At 25.4% G+C, this 21656-nt stretch carries 19 protein-coding genes, 1 pseudogene and 1 riboswitch; of the genes and pseudogenes, 1 reads left to right on the forward strand and 19 read right to left on the reverse strand.

Annotated features, from left to right (window positions below; genetic code table 11):
- From Q1K13_RS03380 to Q1K13_RS03435, 12 genes are all read right to left on the reverse strand, one after another.
- The coding region (locus Q1K13_RS03380; RefSeq protein ID WP_300347731.1) for a hypothetical protein at nucleotides 1-301 on the reverse strand (301 nt) is incomplete at its 3' end.
- Nucleotides 302-480: 179 nt separating this feature from the next.
- On the reverse strand, nucleotides 481-1419 hold the full coding sequence (locus Q1K13_RS03385) for an FAD:protein FMN transferase (RefSeq protein WP_300347733.1): 939 nt from the start codon (nucleotides 1417-1419) through the stop codon (nucleotides 481-483).
- A 309-nt stretch (nucleotides 1420-1728) separates the two neighbouring features.
- The gene (locus Q1K13_RS03390; protein ID WP_300347734.1) at nucleotides 1729-2526 is read right to left on the reverse strand and encodes an HAD family hydrolase; all 798 of its coding nucleotides are present in this window, start codon (nucleotides 2524-2526) and stop codon (nucleotides 1729-1731) included.
- A gap of 202 nt (nucleotides 2527-2728) precedes the next feature.
- A complete protein-coding gene (ulaA, locus tag Q1K13_RS03395; RefSeq protein ID WP_300347735.1) occupies nucleotides 2729-4000 on the reverse strand; it encodes a PTS ascorbate transporter subunit IIC in 1272 nt (423 codons plus the stop codon).
- Nucleotides 4001-4012: 12 nt separating this feature from the next.
- Entirely contained in the window at nucleotides 4013-4273 is a 261-nt protein-coding gene (locus tag Q1K13_RS03400) for a PTS sugar transporter subunit IIB (RefSeq protein ID WP_300347736.1), read from the reverse strand.
- A 341-nt stretch (nucleotides 4274-4614) separates the two neighbouring features.
- Nucleotides 4615-5040: a PTS sugar transporter subunit IIA gene (locus Q1K13_RS03405; protein WP_300347737.1), complete on the reverse strand. Its 426-nt coding sequence runs from the start codon at nucleotides 5038-5040 to the stop codon at nucleotides 4615-4617.
- Between the two features lie 224 nt (nucleotides 5041-5264).
- On the reverse strand, nucleotides 5265-6086 hold the full coding sequence (locus Q1K13_RS03410; protein WP_300347738.1) for an SGNH/GDSL hydrolase family protein: 822 nt from the start codon (nucleotides 6084-6086) through the stop codon (nucleotides 5265-5267).
- A 179-nt stretch (nucleotides 6087-6265) separates the two neighbouring features.
- Nucleotides 6266-7576 (reverse strand): sensor histidine kinase, encoded by a 1311-nt coding sequence (locus tag Q1K13_RS03415; protein WP_300347739.1) that lies wholly within the window; start codon nucleotides 7574-7576, stop codon nucleotides 6266-6268.
- A 2-nt stretch (nucleotides 7577-7578) separates the two neighbouring features.
- The gene (locus tag Q1K13_RS03420; RefSeq protein ID WP_300347740.1) at nucleotides 7579-8295 is read right to left on the reverse strand and encodes a LytR/AlgR family response regulator transcription factor; all 717 of its coding nucleotides are present in this window, start codon (nucleotides 8293-8295) and stop codon (nucleotides 7579-7581) included.
- Nucleotides 8296-9051: 756 nt separating this feature from the next.
- Entirely contained in the window at nucleotides 9052-9753 is a 702-nt protein-coding gene (locus tag Q1K13_RS03425) for an LPXTG cell wall anchor domain-containing protein (protein ID WP_300347741.1), read from the reverse strand.
- A 38-nt stretch (nucleotides 9754-9791) separates the two neighbouring features.
- Complete coding sequence (locus Q1K13_RS03430) at nucleotides 9792-10538, reverse strand: BsaA family SipW-dependent biofilm matrix protein (protein ID WP_300347742.1); 747 nt, start codon at nucleotides 10536-10538, stop codon at nucleotides 9792-9794.
- Between the two features lie 97 nt (nucleotides 10539-10635).
- A riboswitch (cyclic di-GMP riboswitch) is annotated at nucleotides 10636-10719 on the reverse strand.
- Between the two features lie 56 nt (nucleotides 10720-10775).
- On the reverse strand, nucleotides 10776-11291 hold the full coding sequence (locus tag Q1K13_RS03435; protein WP_300347743.1) for a signal peptidase I: 516 nt from the start codon (nucleotides 11289-11291) through the stop codon (nucleotides 10776-10778).
- A gap of 430 nt (nucleotides 11292-11721) precedes the next feature.
- Between Q1K13_RS03435 and srtB the strand changes: the two genes are divergently transcribed.
- A complete protein-coding gene (gene srtB / locus Q1K13_RS03440) occupies nucleotides 11722-12456 on the forward strand; it encodes a class B sortase (RefSeq protein WP_300347745.1) in 735 nt (244 codons plus the stop codon).
- Nucleotides 12457-12606: 150 nt separating this feature from the next.
- Here srtB and Q1K13_RS03445 read toward each other — a convergent pair whose 3' ends face one another.
- The 7 genes and pseudogenes from Q1K13_RS03445 to Q1K13_RS03475 form a co-directional block, all read right to left on the reverse strand.
- Nucleotides 12607-14868 (reverse strand): hypothetical protein, encoded by a 2262-nt coding sequence (locus tag Q1K13_RS03445; RefSeq protein ID WP_300347746.1) that lies wholly within the window; start codon nucleotides 14866-14868, stop codon nucleotides 12607-12609.
- Between the two features lie 894 nt (nucleotides 14869-15762).
- The gene (locus Q1K13_RS03450) at nucleotides 15763-16410 is read right to left on the reverse strand and encodes a sigma-70 family RNA polymerase sigma factor (RefSeq protein ID WP_300347747.1); all 648 of its coding nucleotides are present in this window, start codon (nucleotides 16408-16410) and stop codon (nucleotides 15763-15765) included.
- A 780-nt stretch (nucleotides 16411-17190) separates the two neighbouring features.
- A complete protein-coding gene (locus tag Q1K13_RS03455; RefSeq protein ID WP_300347748.1) occupies nucleotides 17191-18006 on the reverse strand; it encodes a PD-(D/E)XK nuclease domain-containing protein in 816 nt (271 codons plus the stop codon).
- Nucleotides 18007-18008: 2 nt separating this feature from the next.
- On the reverse strand, nucleotides 18009-19187 hold the full coding sequence (locus Q1K13_RS03460; RefSeq protein ID WP_300347749.1) for an ATP-binding protein: 1179 nt from the start codon (nucleotides 19185-19187) through the stop codon (nucleotides 18009-18011).
- A gap of 290 nt (nucleotides 19188-19477) precedes the next feature.
- Complete coding sequence (gene galU / locus Q1K13_RS03465; RefSeq protein WP_300347750.1) at nucleotides 19478-20413, reverse strand: UTP--glucose-1-phosphate uridylyltransferase GalU; 936 nt, start codon at nucleotides 20411-20413, stop codon at nucleotides 19478-19480.
- Nucleotides 20414-20611: 198 nt separating this feature from the next.
- The gene (locus Q1K13_RS03470; protein WP_300347751.1) at nucleotides 20612-21211 is read right to left on the reverse strand and encodes an LCP family protein; all 600 of its coding nucleotides are present in this window, start codon (nucleotides 21209-21211) and stop codon (nucleotides 20612-20614) included.
- Nucleotides 21212-21351: 140 nt separating this feature from the next.
- Nucleotides 21352-21656: pseudogene (locus Q1K13_RS03475) on the reverse strand (CTP--phosphocholine cytidylyltransferase); the annotation flags it as partial.

Here is a 21656-nt window from a genome sequence, read left to right on the forward strand (position 1 = left end):
CATTTTCAAGCTTTTTCATTTTATCTTCATGCATATATATGTATTCTACTGGCTCTTTAATCTCTTTTAAGAAATTCTTATCAAGTTTATATTTATATTGGAAATATATTTTTCTAGTTTCCTTAAGTATTTCAGCTGTATTTTCCACTATATTCTTATCATCCACTTTAGAATCATCATTTTGATTATGGTAAACTGGTGATTCTATTGCTTTAACATTTTCAGCGTTAGATATTATTCCTCCAATCCCGCAGCTTATAACAGTTGAAGCTATTAATATTGATAAACTTTTTCTGTTCATATTATCATCCTTTCCACTAATATAATTTACTCTTAAAAATGTCTAATTTTTTAAATCTATATCATAATTCAAATTATTTATTAATCTTTCACTAGCACTAATCCCCTTTCTATTGAAAAATTAAATTTAAAAATAAAATAAATCAAAATAGACATATTTGCGATGATTTATTTATTAAACTAAAGCATACTTTCAAAGTTTTTAGTTCCTTTTATAACTCCATCTTTATTTATGAATAATCCTTCTACACCTTCTATAGAATCTATTAGTTTCATACCCTCTTTTTCACCAAGTGATAAGGCTATTGTACTTAAGGCATCTCCATCCATTGAGTCCTCAGATAATATAGTTACTTGAAGTAAATCACTTTCAAAAGGTTTACCATCTTTAGGATTTATTATATGGTGATATATCTTATCATCTTTTTCAAAAAATCTTTCATATATTCCAGAAGAAACAACTGATTTATCACATATTTCTAAAATTCCAAGTATCTCCCCTCTACTTGAAAAAGGTTCTTGAATTCCAATTTTAAATTTTTCTCCATTCTCTTTTTTCCCTATACATAATACATTTCCACCTAAATTTATTATTCCACTATTTACCCCCTGTGAAATTAAAAATTCTTTTAGCTTGTTTGCTATATACCCCTTAGCAATTCCCCCTAAATCTATTGACATACCCTCTCTTTTTAGCATTACATTATTTCCATTAATAACTATATTTTTATAATTTACTAGTTCTAAATTAGCTTCAATATCTTCCTCTGTAGGAATGATTTTTTCTTCACATTTAAAATTCCAAAGTTTTAAAAGTGGCTGAATGCTAATATCAAATCCACCATTAGAAAGCTCACTATAATATAAACTCTTTTCTATTATGTTAAGAGTTTCTTTATTAACACAATATCCATTTATACCACTAGTATTTATATTATAAATATCACTTCCTTTTTTTGTTTTACTAAGAAGCTCCTCATAATATTTACATAAATCAAAGGATTTTTTTAATATATCATCGCCCTTACTTTCACAACACCATATATTAATTTCTATAAGTGTGTCAAAATAAAAACCTTGCATAAAAAAATTATTATTTATAATTGATTCCTCCGTCATTTAACCACTCCAATAAATAAAATACTTCTATATAATTTAATATTTTTTGAATAACAAATTAATAGATTCACAAAATAATAATTGATATCGATTATCAATATAACATCATGATAAATATTTGTCAATATTAATAGAAGTTATTTTAGACTTTAATATTAATTAGTTATTCTATTAATATTTTCATATATACTCTCCATTAAAATTCTTTAATTAATATTTCACACAAAAAAATTGCAGGAAAATTAGTTTCAAATTAAACTTTCCTGCAATATTAAATATCCTTATTATATTTTTATGTAAATTATTTTATTATTTAATTAAACCTAATTCTAGAAGTCCCTTATATATTCCTTCATTAGGCACATTTTCTGTTTGTTTATAAGCATATGGAAGTAATCTGTCATGAGCATCTCCCATGGCTATTCCATATTTAACAGTTTGGAACATCTCTATGTCATTTTCTCCATCACCAAAGGCATATGTAGGCTTGTCTTCAAATCCCATTTCTTTTATGAACATCTCTATTCCTCGCCCTTTTGTACATCCTCTTCTATACATATCATAAGAATTTAATCCAGGATGTTGCATAAACACAAAATCCTCACCAAACTTATTAAATATGTTTTTAAAAGTTTCCTTTTCATTATCTACTATAACTAATTTATTAGCTGATATATGATCTCCCTCTATACCAACAGTAAATTTATCAGAAGTAATTGCAAAATTATTTACAAGAAAATCTACTATTTCTTGTCTTGGTGCATAGCTTGTCTTTTGCCCCTCTAAAATAAAATTTATCTCTTCTTTATTACAATACTCCATAATTTCTCTTAGTTTTTCAATTTTTATACTGTCATTTAACATTTCTTTTCCATCTAATTCTATATAAGTTCCATTAGAAGCTATATAGCCATTAAAATTCAAATCCTTCAAGCTAGGATCAACAAAACTCATTGGTCTTCCTGTCGCAAGCATTGTAAGATATCCATTATCTCTTAATTTTTTTATTGCTTCTTTTGTTTTTTCTGATGGCTTTGAAATTTTCTTATTATAATCTATAAGCGTTCCATCTACATCAAAAAATACTATACCTTTTATATTTTCCATAATTAACCCCATCCTTTTATATTTTAATTTAAGGTTCTGTTTTAATAGAGTGTTGATTTTATCTATCCATTCAGACCTAATTAATAAACTATTCTTAAAGTTATATCTAAAATCAACACTAGTTTAAAACAAAGCCTAATTTAAATAGTTATTTAAATTTTATTCTTATGTGAAAAACAGGCTATTTTATTATCATACACCTTTATAAAGCAAAAATCTTTCCAAATAAATTACTTATTATTACCCAAATAGAAAACTCATTTCCTCCATAAGCTTGTATAAAGGTTCCTACAGTTCCACTTACTATATTCATGGATATGAAAGCTAAAAGCATTAAAATTATTCCACCTAATATACTTGTTATCAAAGCAGCTGGCCATCCCCCTCTAGAATTTGCAAAAATGGCACCTGGAGCCACATCAAAATAACAGGCAACTACTAAAGGAATTAAAGCGAATGTAAGCATTCCAGAAGCTCCTAAAATGAATAAAGTTACTATACTACTTATTAAAGCTAATATAAAGCCTACAAGCAATGAATTTTGACCATATGGAAATATCATAGGAATATCTAAAGCTGGTATTGATCCCTTCGCAAGTTTATCTGCAATTCCTTTAAATGAAGGTATTATTTCTCCTAAAATCATTCTAACCCCAGTTAAAAGTATTATCATTCCAGCAGAAAAAGTTACCCCTTGAATTAATGAATAAGTTATAAAATCACTTCCTCCATAAACATGGGCTCTTGATTCTCTTCCTATAAGTAATCCAACTAAAATATACATTAAAAACATAACAATACCTGATGTTATATTTGTATCTCTAAGAAAACTTATTGATTTAGGTAATTCAATATTTTCAAGATTTTTCTCTTTTTTTCCAACCCATTTTCCTATGTATGAACCTAATAAACAATAAATAGAGGCAGTATGTCCAATAGTAAACATGTCATTTCCTGTAACATAAGGCACATGTTTTCTTAATATGTATGGGAAAATTGTTATTACTAAAACATACATTAGTAATGAAAAAACAAATAATTTTATTCCACTTATATTATTCTCCATTCCAACAGCTAAGAAAAGCATTGGATACCAAAATAATATATTTCCTGTTAAGTATATGGTCTTAAACCTTGTGTATCTTGCTATTAATATATTTATAATAAAACCTAAAAGAAGTATAACCCCTACATAAGTTCCATATTTACCTAAAAAAACATTGAAATCTCCTAGATTGCTATTGCTTTTAGTATTGAATATAGTAGAAAATCCATTAGCTAAAGGTGTTATTGATGAAACAACTATCTCAACTCCCTTAAGTAAAATTATCATTCCAATTATACTTTTAAAAATTCCTTTTAATATAACTTCAATAGACTTTTTTTGAAGTATTAAACCTAATCCTGCTATAATTCCCATGAAAATAGCTGGGTTTCTAACAATGCCAATTATAAAATTCAAACTTTCTTTCATAAAACATCCCCTCTATAATTTTATATATTTTCTAATTTCTTCTTTATCCATAAAATTTGAAATATTGATTATCTTTCCAGTTACATTTCCTTCTATTTGTTCTTTAATTTCCTTTGAAGTGAATATTAAATCTGCTGAATTTCCACAAACACTTGTCATATCTTGAGCCTCAACTTCCCCCTCTATTCCTTCTTCACTTAAAACTGATTCAATAGTCATTTTTAAAAGCAAACTAGTTCCAACTCCAAATCCACATACAGTTAAAATCTTCATAGCATTTCTCCATTCCTAAATTAAAATTTTGTCTAAAAAAATTTCTAAACTTTTAGTATCTATTTGCTACAAGAAATTAGGTTTATAGCATAAAATATTTTTAAATAAAAAATATTTACAAGACCAAAAACTAGAGAGTTATAAGCTTACAGCTTCTGTCATAAATCCATGAGGTTTTATGCCCCCAATCTATAAACTTGTAACATCAGTTATATTAGCTAAGAAACTCCAAACTTTTATAGGTAGTAAGTATTTCACATCTACTCTATTAATATTAACTTATTTTGATACATATTAAAACAAAAAGCCTCTACCAAGCTAAAGTTTGGATGAGACTTTTTTTACCAAGATAAAATATCTAAAACTTCTTTTGAATTATTTGCTTCTTTTATTTTATTTACTGCTTCTTCATCAATTAAAACTCTAGCTAAATCCTGAAGTACATCTAAATGACTGTTATTTTCCTTCGCCGCAATAACAAAAATTATTTCTATTGGATCATTATCTTCATTCCCAAAATAAACTGGTTCATCTAAAGTCATCATGCTAATGCAATCTCTTTCAACTAATTCCCCTGGTCTTGAATGTGCAATAACTACACTTGGCATTATTGCCATATATGGACCTAGTTCTTCCATTTTATTGATTATATCATCTACATATTCCTCTTTAATATCTCCATTGTCTAAAAGAGGTTTCGCTGCTAATCTTATAGCCTCTTCTCTGTTTAAAACTTTTTTATTAAGAATAATTTTATCCTCACTCAAAAAATTATTAATAAGATTCACCAACTTTCAAAATAATTACCTATGTATATTATCCTATATATCTTTTTAAGTCAATTTAATCTAATAAATTTAATTCCTAATCAAAAGCAAAATTTTTTTATTAAATATATAAGGTTATATCAAAATTTTTAATTAAACTTCTAAACAATTCTTAGAATTTATTTGTAAGTTTTATTAATACTTCTGATATAACCTATAATTTATTATGCTAATTGTTTTATATTAGATTCTATTGAATTTTTCATTTCTTTGAAGTAAAGACCATAACCTGTATTATTAGGGAATATTCCACCCTTAGTTGTTATTTTTGCATATGGTTCTGGATCTTTTGTAAATACTGTAGCCATATCTAAAACATTAAGGTTATTCTCCTTTGCTACCTCTTCAATCACTTTAGTATAAGCATTTTTCTTTCTGATTGAATTTTCTATTACAGGAACTATAGCCATATCTTTGTTTCTTTCCTTAAGATTTTTAACTACTTCCTCATAATTTTTCTTAAATTCTTCTGCACTTAAAGTTTTTTCATCATTTTGTCCAAATATTATGTATGCTATATCAAAATTATCCTTGTTAGCTTCTAAGCTTTTGTTTCCATCTTTTATAGTAGCTTTTTGATCTGATAAATTTGTTATGTTAGCCTTTGAATTATATGTATCTTGCAACCACTTAGTAAGAAGATTACTCCAATCTCCTTCATCTCCATTTTTTCCTTCACTATTTCCTATTCCATCACCTAACACAAGAATATTAACACTTTGACCATCATTTATTTTTTTATAAGGATTATCCCCCTTAAATTTACTATCTACTTCTTTTGAAGTAGAGTTACTACTATCAGTATTATTTGATGATGAAATATTTTCTCTATTACTAGCTAAAATTTTTCTATCTCTAATTGTCCCAAAAACTATAACTAAAACTAAAGCTACAGAAAGCACTATAAGAGATATATTTAAAATCTTGGATTTATCACTATGTGAAAAACCTTTTTTAGGTTTCTTTGCTCTTCTACCTTTATCCATTATAATCCTCCATATTTTATTTGTGAGATAAATTTGTTATATATTCTATTTTATACAAAAATATATAATTTTTGTAGTACATTTTGAAAATTAAATACTCATTATAAGATATTTGTTATTATTTTCAAACAAAAAAGCAGTAAGAAACTTCCTACTACTTTAATATACTAGAGTAAATATTATTCATTATTATTTTTTAAATTCATATAAAGATTAACCTCAAAAACATCGTTTAAATCCTTGAAATCAACATATCCTTTATTTTTATTAACAACATGCATTACATTGCCCAATCCTAATCCATGATTTTTCTTATCACTCTTGCTAGTTATAAATCTTCCAGATATATTTTTTTGACTAATATCCTTAGAATTTACAACCTTAAGATAGAGCTTATCAAATTCTAAGAAAGAGATAACATCTATAAACCTTTCTATGTTTTTATCAGAAATTCTTTCACAGGCTTCTATTGCATTATCCAAAAGATTTCCATATACAATGCATAATGTGAGTAAATTCATATTTATATCACCTGGAATATCAATATCAAAATCTATTTTTATTTTCTTATTCCTACAAAGAGCAATTTTTTCAACACATATAGCATTTATAATCTTATTTCCACAAACTTTGATTTCCTTATTGTCAAGAATAAACTCATTTATTCTATTTAAATATTCCTCCATGGCAACATAATCCTTTGTTTCAAGTAAATATCTCATTACATTTATATGATTATTTAAATCATGCTTAGCTCTTCTTGCATACTCATATCCTTTAAGGACTTTTTCATAATATCTTTCTTGATAATAAAGTTGGTTTTTTAGAAGAGATACCTGTGATTTTAATTTTATATCCTGGTATTTTTTATAAAGACAAATACATATGATTCCCATATATATTGCTATAAATATAGAGCATATTGATGCTCTATAAACAAGTTCTGATTCAACTGTATCAACATCAAAAACTGTTCCTGTAATAAGAACAATAATTAAAAATACTAAGATTGTAGATATTAATTTTCTATTAAATCTCATATTTTCCAACATTATATTTATAAGATAAATTGTAAATATAATAAATAGTATTATTAGACTTAAAACTATTACTTGAAATATTATTATTGTTTTTGTATTTAATATTTTTTCATTTCCTAAATAGAATGTGCATGTTACATAAGTAAAGATTAGTATATACCTACATACTGAAAAACTCAAAGAAAATATGGATGCTATGAAAAGACTTATATTAAAATCTTTGATTTCAAAGTAATATACTAATCCCCCAATTGTCATAAACTCTATAAAATGATAAGTTAATTTAACACCAAAAATAATGTTTATAAATGGTATTATTATACTTATCAAAATAAATGTCAAAACTGTTTTTCTAATTTCCACAATGTAATTCATTTTTTTGGAAATTATTATTCCTAAAATTACTATGGATACAATAAAATTTATATCCATAATTGCTCTAAAATCCATATTTAAAACCTTAAAGTTCGACTTAATAAATATTCTTTTAATGACTTCTTATATAACCTACCTATTGGAATATCCATTCTATTTTGAAATAATATTTTATTTTGTAATATTGAATCTACTTTAGCCATGTTTGCTAAAAAGCTTCTGTGACATCTAAAGAAATTTCTGTCTTTTAAATCATTTTCTAAGTCCTTTATTTTCATATTAAATTCTACTGTCCTATCTCCAAAGTTAGCTGTTATAGTTTTATTATTGACTTCAAAATACAACACCTCCGATAAGTCTATAAAAATCATTCCTCCATTTGAATGAACAGTATAGACTGATGGACTTGTATGATTTATATTCTTTATAGCTCTTAAAAATTCTCTTTCAAGCTTTTTTCGAGACACTGGTTTCATTAAATAGTTTAAAACTCCAAGATCATATCCTTCAAAAACAAATTCATCACAGCTTGTGATTAATATAGCTTGAATAGATGAGTTCATTGATTTCACAACTTTTAAAAGTTCAATTCCACTAATTTCACCCATAATAATATCGCAAAAAATCAAGTTATATTTTTGAGTATTTTTCTTAAATACACTTAAAAAGTCTTTACCAGATTTAAATTCGTCAATAATTATTCCCATATTATTATCTTGACTTATTTGCAAAATCATATTTTTAATCATATTACGTTGTATTTGTTCATCATCACATATTGCTATGCTTATCATAGTCTACACCACCTAACTTTAAATATGTTCTTAAGTTTAAATTAGACTTATAATCATTTCACAAGACACTTAATTTAAATACATCATAATAAGTTATATTTAGGCTTAAAAAAGTAAATTTAATATAAATTAAAATAATTATTTAAAACAAAATTGTAATTTAAAATTATTTAAAAGGATAATAAAAATTACTTTTCTTAATCAAGATATTTATTATAAGACCTTTTTAAAGCAAGTATTAATTGATATACCTTTTAAAACCAACTTACAATTAACATAATTTCGAAATATATCCATTAAAAAAATATAATAAATCATTTAATTAAAATAACTATATAATAGTAATTATCAATTATTGGACAAAAAAAAGGCCTTTAGCCTAAAATTATAAAATTTGCAATTAACAAATTATCTAATTTTATTTTACAATTAATTTATAATTTTGTAAAGTTAAACATTAGTTTTCAAGTCTTTTACTAAAAAACAATTATATATTGAAATATAATGTAAATCCCCAAAAACATATACAAAATTTAGAAATAAAAACTAAAAATAGATATATTAAATTCTTATAAAAAATACCCTTTTAATATGTATAGTGTTTTTATAATAAAAAAACTACATTCACCTATTTTATAACTCTCATAATGAAATAGAGCTTAAAAATTTGAATGTAGTCTAAATTAGTTCTAAATTTTCTTATAAAAAATATTTACACAAATCAATATTAATATTGTTAGTGTATTTTTTATTTGACTAATTATCCTTTTTCAAAGATTTTTTATTTTTCCTGTTATATGAAAGTACTAATAAACCTAATAAAATTGCTCCAATAGCAATATAAGGAATATATCCTGCTAATTCACTTCCTGTTTTAGGCATTATCTCCCTATTAAATATTTTTTCAGGAACATATTTCTTAAAAAATTCTTCTTGCTCATAAGCTTTTGATTTTGGAATCCTAACAGCTGTAAAAATCCATTCTACTTCACCATACTTATTTTTAAATTCATTGCCCATTGTTCTGCCATCTAAAATAGCTTTTGCGTAAAGCTCTTTTTCTTTTCCTGGATCTATAGAACCTAAGTAAATATTTTTAGTCATTCCATCTTCACCTGAAACTGGACCACTATAGATTTCTTTTTTGTCATAAAAAACTTTTAAATGTATCTTACTTAAAATATCTGCTTTTTCTTTTGGCGTTAATCTTTGAGCTCTTAAATAAATTTTATATGTATCTGAATATCTGTTTACTAATTTCATCTTTCTTTCAACAGTATCACCTGGTAACATATTATATTTCATTAAAAAAGGTTCATCTCCACTAAGAAAAACTATCCCTCTTGCATTTCCTTCTAATTCAACATTAGGGGAGATAGCTTTCGCTACACTCCCCCAACTTCCAGTAATCAAAATAACTAATAGGGCTGTTAAACAAATTCTAAATTTATTACTCATATTTATTCACCCTAAACTTTTATTTTTACTTATTTTAATTATTTACTTGTTTGTGCTGATTTTGGTGCATAAGCATCAACTGTGTTATTAAAATTTGTTGGTGCTTGTTTCCATGCATCCTTAGCTGCTTTATTTGCTGCTTGGATAGATTCAGCATTAACAGTTACATTGAATCCTAAGTTTTTATATGCATTTCCAGCTTGTCCATCTAAAGTAACACTGTCTATTAAATTATTAGTATTTTGACCTGCTTTAAGCACTTCATTATAATAGTAGAATCCATCAGTTGCTGTATTATCTAACCAGTTACTATTACTAGTGAAGTTTAATTTAATAAACTCTGGATTTAATTTAACTGATCCTGATGGTATATCTTTATCGGTTTTACTATTATAGAAAGTTATTTGTTTAGTTTCAACTTTTTGACCTTGCTCATTTGTATAAGTTGTTGGTGTTTCAACATAACAGTCTACAGTTTTTCCGTCATATGTAAATTCCTTTGTTATTTTAGCTCTTACAAATTGATCATATTTAGCAGTACTATGTACTTGAACCTCTTTCTTAACAGTTTGTCCTGGTGCAACATTTTTAGCAGCATCCTTATCGAAATCCTCATGAATTCTAATACCAGAATCTACTCTGTTATCTACGTTTTTATCTGTTGAAACTGTTGAGAATGGGTTAGTTATAGTATCTTGTGATGTGAACCATGCTAATGATCCTACTGCTAATGATGATACTAAGGCTACTGCCATAAGTGAAGTTGTGATTTTTTTCTTGTTCATTTTCTTAATCCCCCTGTTTTAAAAAAATATTTTTATATCTTGATGTGCTTGATATTTATACAACTATAATTAACTTATAATCATATTCCATATTTATAATAAAATCAGTCGGTTGCACTACTGGCTCCATATGTTCCAAGTACCCATATAAAGAACATACTTCACAGCCTCTAAAATTAGACAAATTACATTTTCACAAAACATCTCTTTAAAAGTCTAAAGAACACTATATATTTTTTATTTAATTTCTTTTTTATTCATAAATAAAAGGTTAAATGCAGCAAATAAAGCAATGATTCCACAAATTATAATTATTAAATTATTTTTTATGAATTCCGCTATATTTCCTAAATGAGGTATATGATATTGTACAACTCCTAAAACTTGATTTCTAGTTCTAGGCATAGGATCTTGAACATTGTTTGCATCCCCTTTAGTTATAAACTTATTTCCACCATCTAAAACCTTATATACTCTATGAGTTGTAATATTAATTCCATCTTTAAATGTAATAATATCACCTTTTCTTATATCTTGAGTATTTCCTGCCTTATCAATAACAAGACTTCCTGTTGGAATTGTTGGTTCCATACTTCCTGTCATTATATAATATGTGCTATATCCAAACAAAGTTGGTTGCTTACCATTTTTTGCAGCAACTATATTTGATATAGAAAATATAAGAATACAAGCTAAAATTAAATAAAATACTATGTTAAAAATATTTTTAATACTAAATTTCTTATTTTTCATTTAAACACCATTTACTTTCAAAATTATTAACATTACTAATAGTTCTCAAATTTTGTTTCTATTTTTAAAATTTTTTGAGAACTTTATATTAATATAATAACTTCCTATAGATTCCATTTCTATAAATAAATAATAAAATGCTTTTTTTAAGCGTAAACGACATTTTAAATTACTATTTATACTTTTTAAACATTTTCATAAAAAGTTTATATTAGACAATATGTTTTTTATTAACCCTTTATAAACGAAAATACGCTTATATTTTTATTTAATAGATTTAAAATATTGATTTTTTCTTAATTTAGATAGTAAAATAGTATTACTTTAAAACAGTTTATGATTTATTAATATTTATATGGAAACTTAAAATTTTTATATAATATTAAACTGATTTACATGTATATTTTTTTAAAAATTGGGGGAATAAAAAATGAAGACAAGAAGCAGAAAAATTATAAATGCAGTTTTAATATTGATAATATTATTCTGTGGATTAAAAATATTTCAAAAATATCATGGATACTATACAGATTATAAAAGCTATGAAAAACTTAGAAACTACTCTCCTGTAAGTGATTCAAATTCAACTAACAATACTACAAAGGAAAGTAAAAGTGATTCAACTAAAGAGAAAAATCTAAAGGATATAAATAGTGATTATGTATTTTGGATAAAAGTTAGCGGAACAAATATAGACTTCCCTGTTGTTCAAGGAAAAGACAATGATTTTTACTTAAAGCATGATTTTGATAAAAAGAAAAGTTTCTCTGGTTCAATATTTGTTGATTATAAAAACAATATAAATAAAGATAAAAATGTTATAATCTTTGGTCACAATATGAGAAATGATACAATGTTTGCTCAAATGAATCAATTTGAAAATGAAAACTTCTTTAAAAATAATAAGTATGTAACTATTTATAAAGATGGCAAAGAAAAACAATATGAAATATTTTCAGTTTATCTAGGCAATGCTAAAAAATTAAAAATAGATCCAACCTTCTCAAGCAATGAGGATTATGAAAACTATCTAAAAAAACAAAAAGAATTATCCTTATTTAAAAGAAACATTAATTTAAGTTCTAATGATAAAATTATAACTTTAGTAACTTGCAACTATGACTTTGATGATGCTAGATTAGTTGTAGTAGCCAAGGAATTATAATGAAATAAAAAGTTTAAAACATAAAATAGAATAGAGGGCTTTGTATAAAAACAAATCCTCTCTATTCTCAAAAATCCTCCCTAAAAACTTTAGATTAATAATAAAAAGTTTTATCTAAGTGTGGAATTTTACATTGCTTAATTAACTTCTTTAAATCTTAATCTCTCCTTTAATCGCCTTAAAAATACTATTCTTACTTAAAATATTCTTTGCTAAATTAAGAATGTAATCTTCCCCATAAAAACTATCATTATTTACAGGAAAAATATGAAGAATAAGGCTCTCTATATCTTTTTTAGTACTAATATTCTCCTTATTTTCTTTTCTCCATTGTATTTTTGAACTTAAACTTAACTTATTATGCTCTAAGAAAGTAAAATTTGATTTCATTTTATAATTTTTTTCAAAGTTATCCTTTATTTCACTCCATCTTTCAATATTATTGCTTACCAATATCTTCTCAATTCCTTGCATTATTTCACTTGATATACTCTCCATTAATGATTCAATTATATTGTAAAAGTCAAAGCAACTTATTTCCTCTTTCACACTTTGAGGGTTTAATAAAAATGAAGTTAACTTTGTTTTTAATTTTCTTTCAAGTATATATTCAGGGCAAAGTTTTCTATATTCTCTACCTCCAAAATCATTACTTATTCTAAGCAAAAATTCTCTTAAGGTTTCTTCAGTAGATGCATTAAGATAAGCAAAAAAATTCTCTCTAAAATCTCTTTTTACTTCCTGGGACAAATAAACTAAATCTTCATATCTATATGTAGGTTTAATTTTAGAAAATTCTAAATTAAATAAAGTGCTCTCTCTCTTTATATCCTTATTATTTTTTATATTATTTAATAAATCACTTCTTATTTCTCTTGTCCTGTATAACCCATCACCCTTAATTGTTTTTAAATCACTTGTAATAGAATTTTCTAGGCCATAATTAAATATAATGTTACAAAGCATAGTATTTAGATAATATCTTTCCCTTCCCTTAACAATCTCATCTAAAAAACTATATTCCTCTTCCACTATCTCTTTTAAAAGATTCATAAACTGATTTTTAACAAAGGATTTCACATAAAATCTTTCTTTAAGGTACATTCTTTCATCCTTCATATTCTCTTCATGAATATAAAACTTTGTTTTATTTAAATATCCATTTATAATTAAGTATTTTAAAAGCTCCTTATTATAAGAAGTTAAAAACTCTTCTTTAACATCCAAATTCAAAAGAAGTAAATCAGCCTTAGAAATCCTTTTTCTTTCTTCATTACTTAAATAATTTAAAATATAATCCCTATTATTCTTATTAAAGACGGTAATATTTACCCCCTCTAAATCTTTTAAGTTTAGTTCTTTTATATTCCATAAACTTAAATAACTTTCTTCAATTAGTGAGAAGTCTCCTCCTACTCTTCCCCCTTTAATATCACATTCTAATATCGCTTTAATATTCTTTCTAACAATGTCATGTAGCTTAATCTTTATTTCCTCTTCAAATAAATCACAATACTTTTGAAGCTTATCATCCCCTAAAAGTATTTCATTTATTATGTTAAATAAGACTTCCTTATCTTTTTTATTTATAGAAAAATAAGCATATGCTAAAGAAGAAATTCTATCTAAGTCCTTATTATTTAATGAACATATTTCCTCTAAATTAAATCTCCTTCCCCCCTCTCTCTCTCTAATCTCATAATTAACCTCAATATCTTTTGAATTTTCTATAATCCTAGAAATATTTTCAAACTTCCCTTTGGTTATATAATTCTTAAGTTCTAAAAGTAACTTTTCAAACTCTTCATAAATAATATCTTTTTCATTTTTTGAAGTGTTCCCCAAATGTTGTCCAATATTCTCTTGACCTAGATTAAAATACTCCCTTTCCCTAATCCATAAAGCTTTGATTTTATTTTTAATCAATCCAAGGGAATTATTTGAAATAACAAAGTCATATTTTTCACTATGCTTATTCAATACAAAATCCATCAAAACTGAACTTTTACCACTTCCAAAAGCACAAATATCCTTTACTTTACTATTATTAATACTTTTATTAAAAGGTATAAACTTATTTAAAATATCATCATTATTATCACTATAATACTCATTATGAAAAGGTGTATTATGAAAAACAATGTCCATAGCCTTTTCATTATAAAATTCCTTAACTTTTAAAAATTCATAATAATTTTCATAACAATCCCTGTTGTTTATAATCTCCTTAATCTGATAACTTAAATATTCTGCCTTCTTTATATCCTTGCCAACATCATTTCCTAAACTCTTAGTTATAACCTTATTATTCCCTTTACCATCTTTCAAAATTGGATGCTTAAAATTGACTGTATAAACCCCTCTATTTTTAGGTTCTAAAAGAGAGACCCCTCTTTCCTTATTCACTCTCATAAAATTACTACTCCTCTTAATATAAAATATGTAATTCCCAAAATGCCTTTACTTAGAGCTTATTTTAAAATCTTAAAATTACTATTTTTTCTGTTTTAATAGAGTGTTGATTTTAGCTATCCCTTCAGACCTACTTAATTTCGCAGAGAGTTTCTATTGAATATCCCAGAACAATAGCTAAAGCGAAGAAACTCCCTCAGGTCAAACAACTTCGCTTTTTAAGGCTATTATTCTTACATATTCAATGAAACTCTAAATTGCTTATTAAGATGGTCAAAAAGTTTATCTAAAATAAACACTAGTTTAAAACAGAGATTAAGATTTAAATACCTAAATATACATTTTAAGTTACTAAAAAGACACTTTTGTAATTTAATTATATTTAAGAAATAGGAAATTGTCGTATTTCTCATTGAGATGTTAATAATAAGTTTATATATAATGAAAGCTTTCAAAAAACTTCTCTCTTTCCTAGAAATTTTAAGCTTTAGCTTTATTTTAAACCAATGTTGATTTTAGCTATTCCTTAATACCATCTTAAAGTTATATCTAAAATCAGTTTTCTATTAAAACATAACCTAATATTTTAGCCCAAATTAACTCAAAATAAAAAGTAGTTATGTCCTCTTACCCTTACTAAAGACATAACTACTTTCTAAAAATTTCATTTATCCTATTCATTTGTATCACCTTTTTAATTGCTTTCCTCTAAAGTTTATTATTTTTTTATCTTATATCTATTAATCCCCTTAAAAATTCCCCTCTAAATATTTTTACTTATTTTATTAAGTCACTTTATACTTTAAAACGTAACCATTTTTGCCTACTAACTTACAACACTTTGAATTTTATTAGGTAACTGTATGCTTTAAAATCCCTATATATTTTTTAATCTTACTTAAACTCCTCTAACTGCTCATAAAGTCTTTTAAGTATTCTTTTCTTCATTCCCCTAACTTGTCCAAAAGTCAACTTATCCTTATGCTTTTTATAATATTTTGTAAGATTTCCCCTATCTTTAAAAACATAAATTATAAAATCCCTTTCCTCCTTAGTAAGTGTGCCAAGAGCCTTAATAAGTGCTTCTGTTAATTCCTTTTTAATAAAATCTCCTTCAACAGAGCAACTATCCTCCAAAACTTCCCCTATAATAACCCCAGATCTATTAGGCTCATCTAAACTGCATTTGTCCTCTCTATTCTCCTTCTTATTTCCTATAGCTCCTAACTTATTCTTAACATTTGTACTTATGAAGAATATAAAATCAGAACCAAACTCCTCATTAAACTTAGGAATAGATTCAAGTACAACGCACCTTCCAATTTGCTCTAAATCCTCAATAGTATATCCACTAATAAAAAATCTAGAAGCATGCTTGTGAACTAACCCCTCATAAAGCTTAAGAATCTCATAAGATGAATCACTATCCCCATTTTGTGCCCTAAAAATAAGTTCATTAACTGCATCCTTATCCCCCTTAGATGCCATAACGCTTAACTTCTCAACTTTACAGTTCTTAAGAATCCTCTCTTTGTTTACCATTTTTAAATCCCCCTTGTTATACCAATAATTTAAAAATCTTAGAAAATCCCCTTAATTAAATTAACCTTCATAAATCAACTCTCTTAAAACACATATAAAATTTTTATGATAAATAAATCACCCTAAGCCAGTAAATATTTAAATAAACCGTCTCACTAATCAACCCCTCTAGTTTATATTTACTCTATAACTTTAATATAACTTTATTAAAAACAATTTTTAAACCCCTAGGTTATTACTAATTAAAGAGCTTTTATTTGCAGTATTCAACATAACTTAATTAGTTATGTTAAATACTGTAAAGTAATTTTATCATCATAAATTCCATAACTCAATAAAAAAACTTATTATTTTCTATTTTTTAACAGTTGATTCACATTAACTTAACTCTTAAGGTAAATTTTCCTTTCACTATATAAATACTTATGAACTTAAGAAAGAGTTGAATTTTTATGTTAATATTATGTAAATTACTTTCAAACCAAAATTTCCTTCAAGATTTGTACTAAAGTGACTTTATATTAGTTAATATTACGCAAATTACTTTCCTATGATATAAATAGAACTTATATTTACTAAGATTTATGTTGGAGAATTCTTTAAAATTAAGTAAAAAAAACTATAGAGAAATAAGTTTTCACACAAATTTCTCTATAGCTTCTAAGTCCAATACTTCAAAAACCACATTAACATCTTAGTTATATTAATATAACTTTTTTTAAAGTTTAAGCTTATATTATAAAATATCTAACTGAATTTTATTATTTAATTTATATATATTTATAAATTAACAGGTTGAATTATAACTATATCTAATAACTTATTATTAAATTTATTATTATAGACTTTTTTATATTCTTCAATATTAGATATTATATTTTCTTTGTCATAAATAAAAAACATTATATTTTTTCTTGAATAATGAAAACTATCAGCACCTAACTCTTCATTTAAATTTCTTTCACTAAGGCTTGGTCTAGTACATTTAACTTCTATAACTGTATTACATGATTCAATCTCTATGTCATATCTTACAGATGTTACACTTTCATCATCAACAACCTCTGTTCTAGCATCTGGGAAAATAGGTTTTATCAGTGAATAAAGTATTCTTTGAACATCATATTCATTACCTATTTTTATTTTCTCAAGATTTTCTTGTTTTATCGTTCCTCTTCCATGCACTTTATCTATATACATAGACTTAATATGAGAATAAAAATTGTTCAATATTCTTTTTAAAATTAATATACTTGTTTCTTCATCTAATTTGGTCTTATAATCTATTAAATTATACCTCTCTTCTCGAAAATACATTTTTAAATCTTCTAGGAACAATAAAGTTCTATCTCTAGCTTTACGTATATTTTCTTCATTTTTAAGTTTAGAAAAATCACTTTTTATATAATCTGTATTCTTCCTCAAATCACTAATCAAATTTATAGAATAAACATATTCTTTCATATTACTAGTAATTTCTTTTAAAAGTTTATCAATACTTTCTACATTATCCACCATATATAATTCTTTTATTTTTTCTTCTAAAAATCCCAAAAAATCTTTAATTGAAACCTTTAATTTTAAATCATAATTCACTTCTATCTCCCCCATCTTAAGTAAAATAAGAATAGTGGATCTAAAATATAAACTTTTTCATCTTTCCATTCTAAGACTTTATAAATATCATCTTTATCACTAATAATTTTTTGAATTTGAGCGATAGTATTTCTTATTTTTTGTCTATCTGGAGAGTTGTTTGTATCAATTAATAATGTATTTATTCTTTCCTTTATTTCATCTATAGTAAGACCCATTAAAGGTGGATTTTCTGCTAATGATTCTACTATTAATTCATAAACATCCATTTCTTTATTTGATTTTGTTAAATATAACCTTCTCTTTTTACCTTTACTTAAAGGCCCTTTAGAAATTACATTAATAACATCTTTATAATTAAGATTAGATGTTGTAAATCTATATGCTTTTTTCAAAATATCCTTATCTATTTCCTTACAAAGACCTGAATCTATTTTAGATAAGATAGATATTGTTAAACATATATATTGCATAAGCTGTGGTGATGTTAAACTCTCCATTGCTATTTCTTCTGCAATTTCATCTGATATTTTAACATTTAATTTTGCAAATCCTTTTATTGCAATTTCCTTAAGTTCATTTTTTTTCCAATATTCAATATCTATAAGACTTAATCTTCCGACTAAATCAGAATTCTTTCTTATAGGAGTATCTGCTCTATGTGGTAATGAAATTATTATTGCTCTAAAATTTCTTCTTATTGCATCTTTTAAATGGCTTGCTATATTCTTTTGTGCCTCTTCTGAGGCATAGTGAAAATCATCTAATATTAAGACTTTATCATTTTCAACAAAATAATTGATAACTCTGTCCTTAGTTAATGCAAAAACCTCTGTTTTAGAGTATTTTTCACTTTCATTTATACTTCTATACTCTTTTATATTTTCTTCTAGAGGTAAACCTATTTTCTTAGCTATAACCTCCCAAAAAACTTCACCACTTGAAAAGTCTGCTCCAGATATATTTACCTGTTTATTAAAATCAATAACCTTCTCACACAAAACAGTTTTACCCATTTTTGATGCTCCAATTATTGATATTAATGTACCTGATATACTAAGAGCTAAGTTTAATCTCTGTTCATAATCTATTCCATCTTCAGATTCTCTAGTAATATAAGTATATTCTGGGAAATTACAAGGCTTAAAAACATCTGAAGCCAATAACCTTTTTTCACTCATTAATTTCACTCCTAATTCACTTAAGTATTATACTATTTTATCCATATAAAATCTTTTTAAGCATTTTTATATTAATAAATAGATTTTATTGTAATTTAATCATTTTAAACTAATTTTTATATAATTTAATTATTTTTTATATAATTTTAACACTTTTAATAAGTTATTGTCACTAAAATAATAAGATTATATTATAAAAATAAGGTACTTAACACTGTTAAGTACCTTATTTCATACGAATTTATATTATTAAATATAAGCATTTACTATATCTAATTAACACATTTTTATTAAACTTCCTCAAAAACCTCTTCTTCAGATTTAATTTCAGGTTCTTTCTCTTTAAAAATTTCTTTGCCTTCTAATCCTTTTAAATAGTCAATAAATCCATCTCTAAGCTCTGGTCTTCTTAAAGCATATTCAACAGTTGCTTGTAAAAATCCAAGCTTATCTCCCACATCATATCTTCTTCCCTCAAAATCATAAGCATACATAGCTTCTTGACTCATAAGTTCTAAAAGAGCATCTGTTAATTGAATCTCTCCACCTTTTCCAGGCTTAGTATTTTCTAAAATTTCAAATATCTTAGGTGTTACTATGTATCTACCTAAAATTGCAACATTTGAAGGAGCCTCATCTACAGCTGGTTTTTCAACTAAACCTTTAACCTTATAAACTCTTCCTTCAATATGTTTACCATCAACTATTCCATACTTACAAACATCTTCATGAGGAACAGTTTGTACACCTAAAACGCTAGTTCTATACTCATTATAACAATCTATAAGTTGCTTTAAACATGGCTTTTCATCATTATAAACTACATCATCCCCAAGTAGTATAGCAAAAGGTTCATCCCCAACAAAAGTCTTAGCACAATTTATAGCATGTCCAAGTCCTCTTGGCTCCTTTTGTCTTATATAATGAATATCAACCATATCTGATATATCCCTAACCAAATCTAAAAGCTCATTTTTCCCAGCTTTCTCAAGCTCCATTTCAAGCTCAATAGACTTATCAAAGTGATCCTCAATACATTTCTTACTTCTTCCAGTTATTATAAGAATCTCTTCAATTCCAGAAGCTATAGCCTCTTCTATAATATATTGAATAGTTGGCTTATCAACTATAGGAAGCATCTCCTTAGGTTGAGCCTTTGTTGCAGGTAAAAATCTAGTACCAAGACCTGCTGCTGGTATAATTGCTTTTCTTATTTTCCTATCCATTTCTATATCCCCTTGATTTTATATTTTACGATAATTCACACAAACATCTATTAATTATTTTAACATTACAATCGTTTTAATTAAATAAAATTGTTTCAACAAAATTCTACATTTTTCTGTTATTAATAATTTAATCAATAAAAATAAAGTTGTAAAATACTAAGATTTATTTTACAACTTTACCTTAAGCTAAAACTATTATTGCTTTTTAAATGAATCTAAGCTTTTATTATCATAAATATATTCTTGTATTTGATTTAAGGTAGCTTGTCTATCATATACTAAATACCAAACTTTATGAAGTATCTCCCCTTTACAATATCCATCCAATGGGAATCTAGCTAATTCTAAATTTCCTTTTATCAATGGAGTTACATTAGTAGCTAACTTAATCATGTCCATAGAAGACATATTTGTTTCTACATAAGGTAAAAACTCATCAATTAATGAAGGATATTCACTCTTTGGTGTTGATTTTAACTTTTCAAAAATTGCCTCTAAAACAACTCTCTGTCTTTCAGTTCTTTTATAATCTCCACCAGCAGCATGTCTTATTCTTGAATAAGCTAAAGCTTCTGCTCCATTTAAAGTTTGTTCTCCAGGTGAAGTAACTCCTGGTATGTGAGGAACTTCCTCTTGAGTTATATTAATCTTAACTCCTCCTATTTTATCAATAATCTCTGGAAGAGAAGTAAAATTAACAGACATAAAATATTCAACATTAACCTTAAAATTTTCATTTAAAGTTTTCATTGCAAGTTCTGGCCCACCAAAGGCATAGGCATGAGTTATCTTCAACTTTTTGAACTTTACTAAGTTTAGAATTTATACAATAATATTACTATTAAACTAATAAAAAAATAACCTACTTATTATTTTTTTCATTATATTTACCTACTTTATTCATATTAATATCAATATCCTTTAATATATGAAAATTATTTTTCAACTATTGATTTAACATAGTTTAACTCATCTAAATTATCAATTTCATAGATACTATCTTCTGATATCTTTTGAACACGTATATCTAATTTTTCTATGTTATTTTTAACTATATCATCCCAGTATAAATTAGTAAAATCACCATGTTCAACCATATCCTCAAGTTCTTTCACTATTATATCAGTATCTTTTTTTGCCCAATATGATACTCCACAAAGTATATATCCTTCATCATCTCCAACTTCTATATCAGTTACCTTTAAATTTTCATCAAAGTGAAGTTTCCATTCTCCTTTAA

This window comes from Clostridium sp. (genome assembly GCF_029267215.1).
Classification (GTDB): Bacteria; Bacillota; Clostridia; order Clostridiales; family Clostridiaceae; genus Sarcina.

Bases quoted from the DNA above. Each gene is read 5' to 3' on its own strand.
- Q1K13_RS03385 (WP_300347733.1), bottom strand. From the start codon at position 1,419: ATGACGGAGGAATCAATTATAAATAATAATTTTTTTATGCAAGGTTTT.
- Q1K13_RS03390 (WP_300347734.1), bottom strand. From the start codon at position 2,526: ATGGAAAATATAAAAGGTATAGTATTTTTTGATGTAGATGGAACGCTT.
- ulaA (WP_300347735.1), bottom strand. From the start codon at position 4,000: ATGAAAGAAAGTTTGAATTTTATAATTGGCATTGTTAGAAACCCAGCT.
- Q1K13_RS03400 (WP_300347736.1), bottom strand. From the start codon at position 4,273: ATGAAGATTTTAACTGTATGTGGATTTGGAGTTGGAACTAGTTTGCTT.
- Q1K13_RS03410 (WP_300347738.1), bottom strand. From the start codon at position 6,086: ATGGATAAAGGTAGAAGAGCAAAGAAACCTAAAAAAGGTTTTTCACAT.
- Q1K13_RS03415 (WP_300347739.1), bottom strand. From the start codon at position 7,576: ATGGATTTTAGAGCAATTATGGATATAAATTTTATTGTATCCATAGTA.
- Q1K13_RS03420 (WP_300347740.1), bottom strand. From the start codon at position 8,295: ATGATAAGCATAGCAATATGTGATGATGAACAAATACAACGTAATATG.
- Q1K13_RS03425 (WP_300347741.1), bottom strand. From the start codon at position 9,753: ATGAGTAATAAATTTAGAATTTGTTTAACAGCCCTATTAGTTATTTTG.
- Q1K13_RS03430 (WP_300347742.1), bottom strand. From the start codon at position 10,538: ATGAACAAGAAAAAAATCACAACTTCACTTATGGCAGTAGCCTTAGTA.
- Q1K13_RS03435 (WP_300347743.1), bottom strand. From the start codon at position 11,291: ATGAAAAATAAGAAATTTAGTATTAAAAATATTTTTAACATAGTATTT.
- srtB (WP_300347745.1), top strand. From the start codon at position 11,722: ATGAAGACAAGAAGCAGAAAAATTATAAATGCAGTTTTAATATTGATA.
- Q1K13_RS03445 (WP_300347746.1), bottom strand. From the start codon at position 14,868: ATGAGAGTGAATAAGGAAAGAGGGGTCTCTCTTTTAGAACCTAAAAAT.
- Q1K13_RS03450 (WP_300347747.1), bottom strand. From the start codon at position 16,410: ATGGTAAACAAAGAGAGGATTCTTAAGAACTGTAAAGTTGAGAAGTTA.
- Q1K13_RS03460 (WP_300347749.1), bottom strand. From the start codon at position 19,187: ATGAGTGAAAAAAGGTTATTGGCTTCAGATGTTTTTAAGCCTTGTAAT.
- galU (WP_300347750.1), bottom strand. From the start codon at position 20,413: ATGGATAGGAAAATAAGAAAAGCAATTATACCAGCAGCAGGTCTTGGT.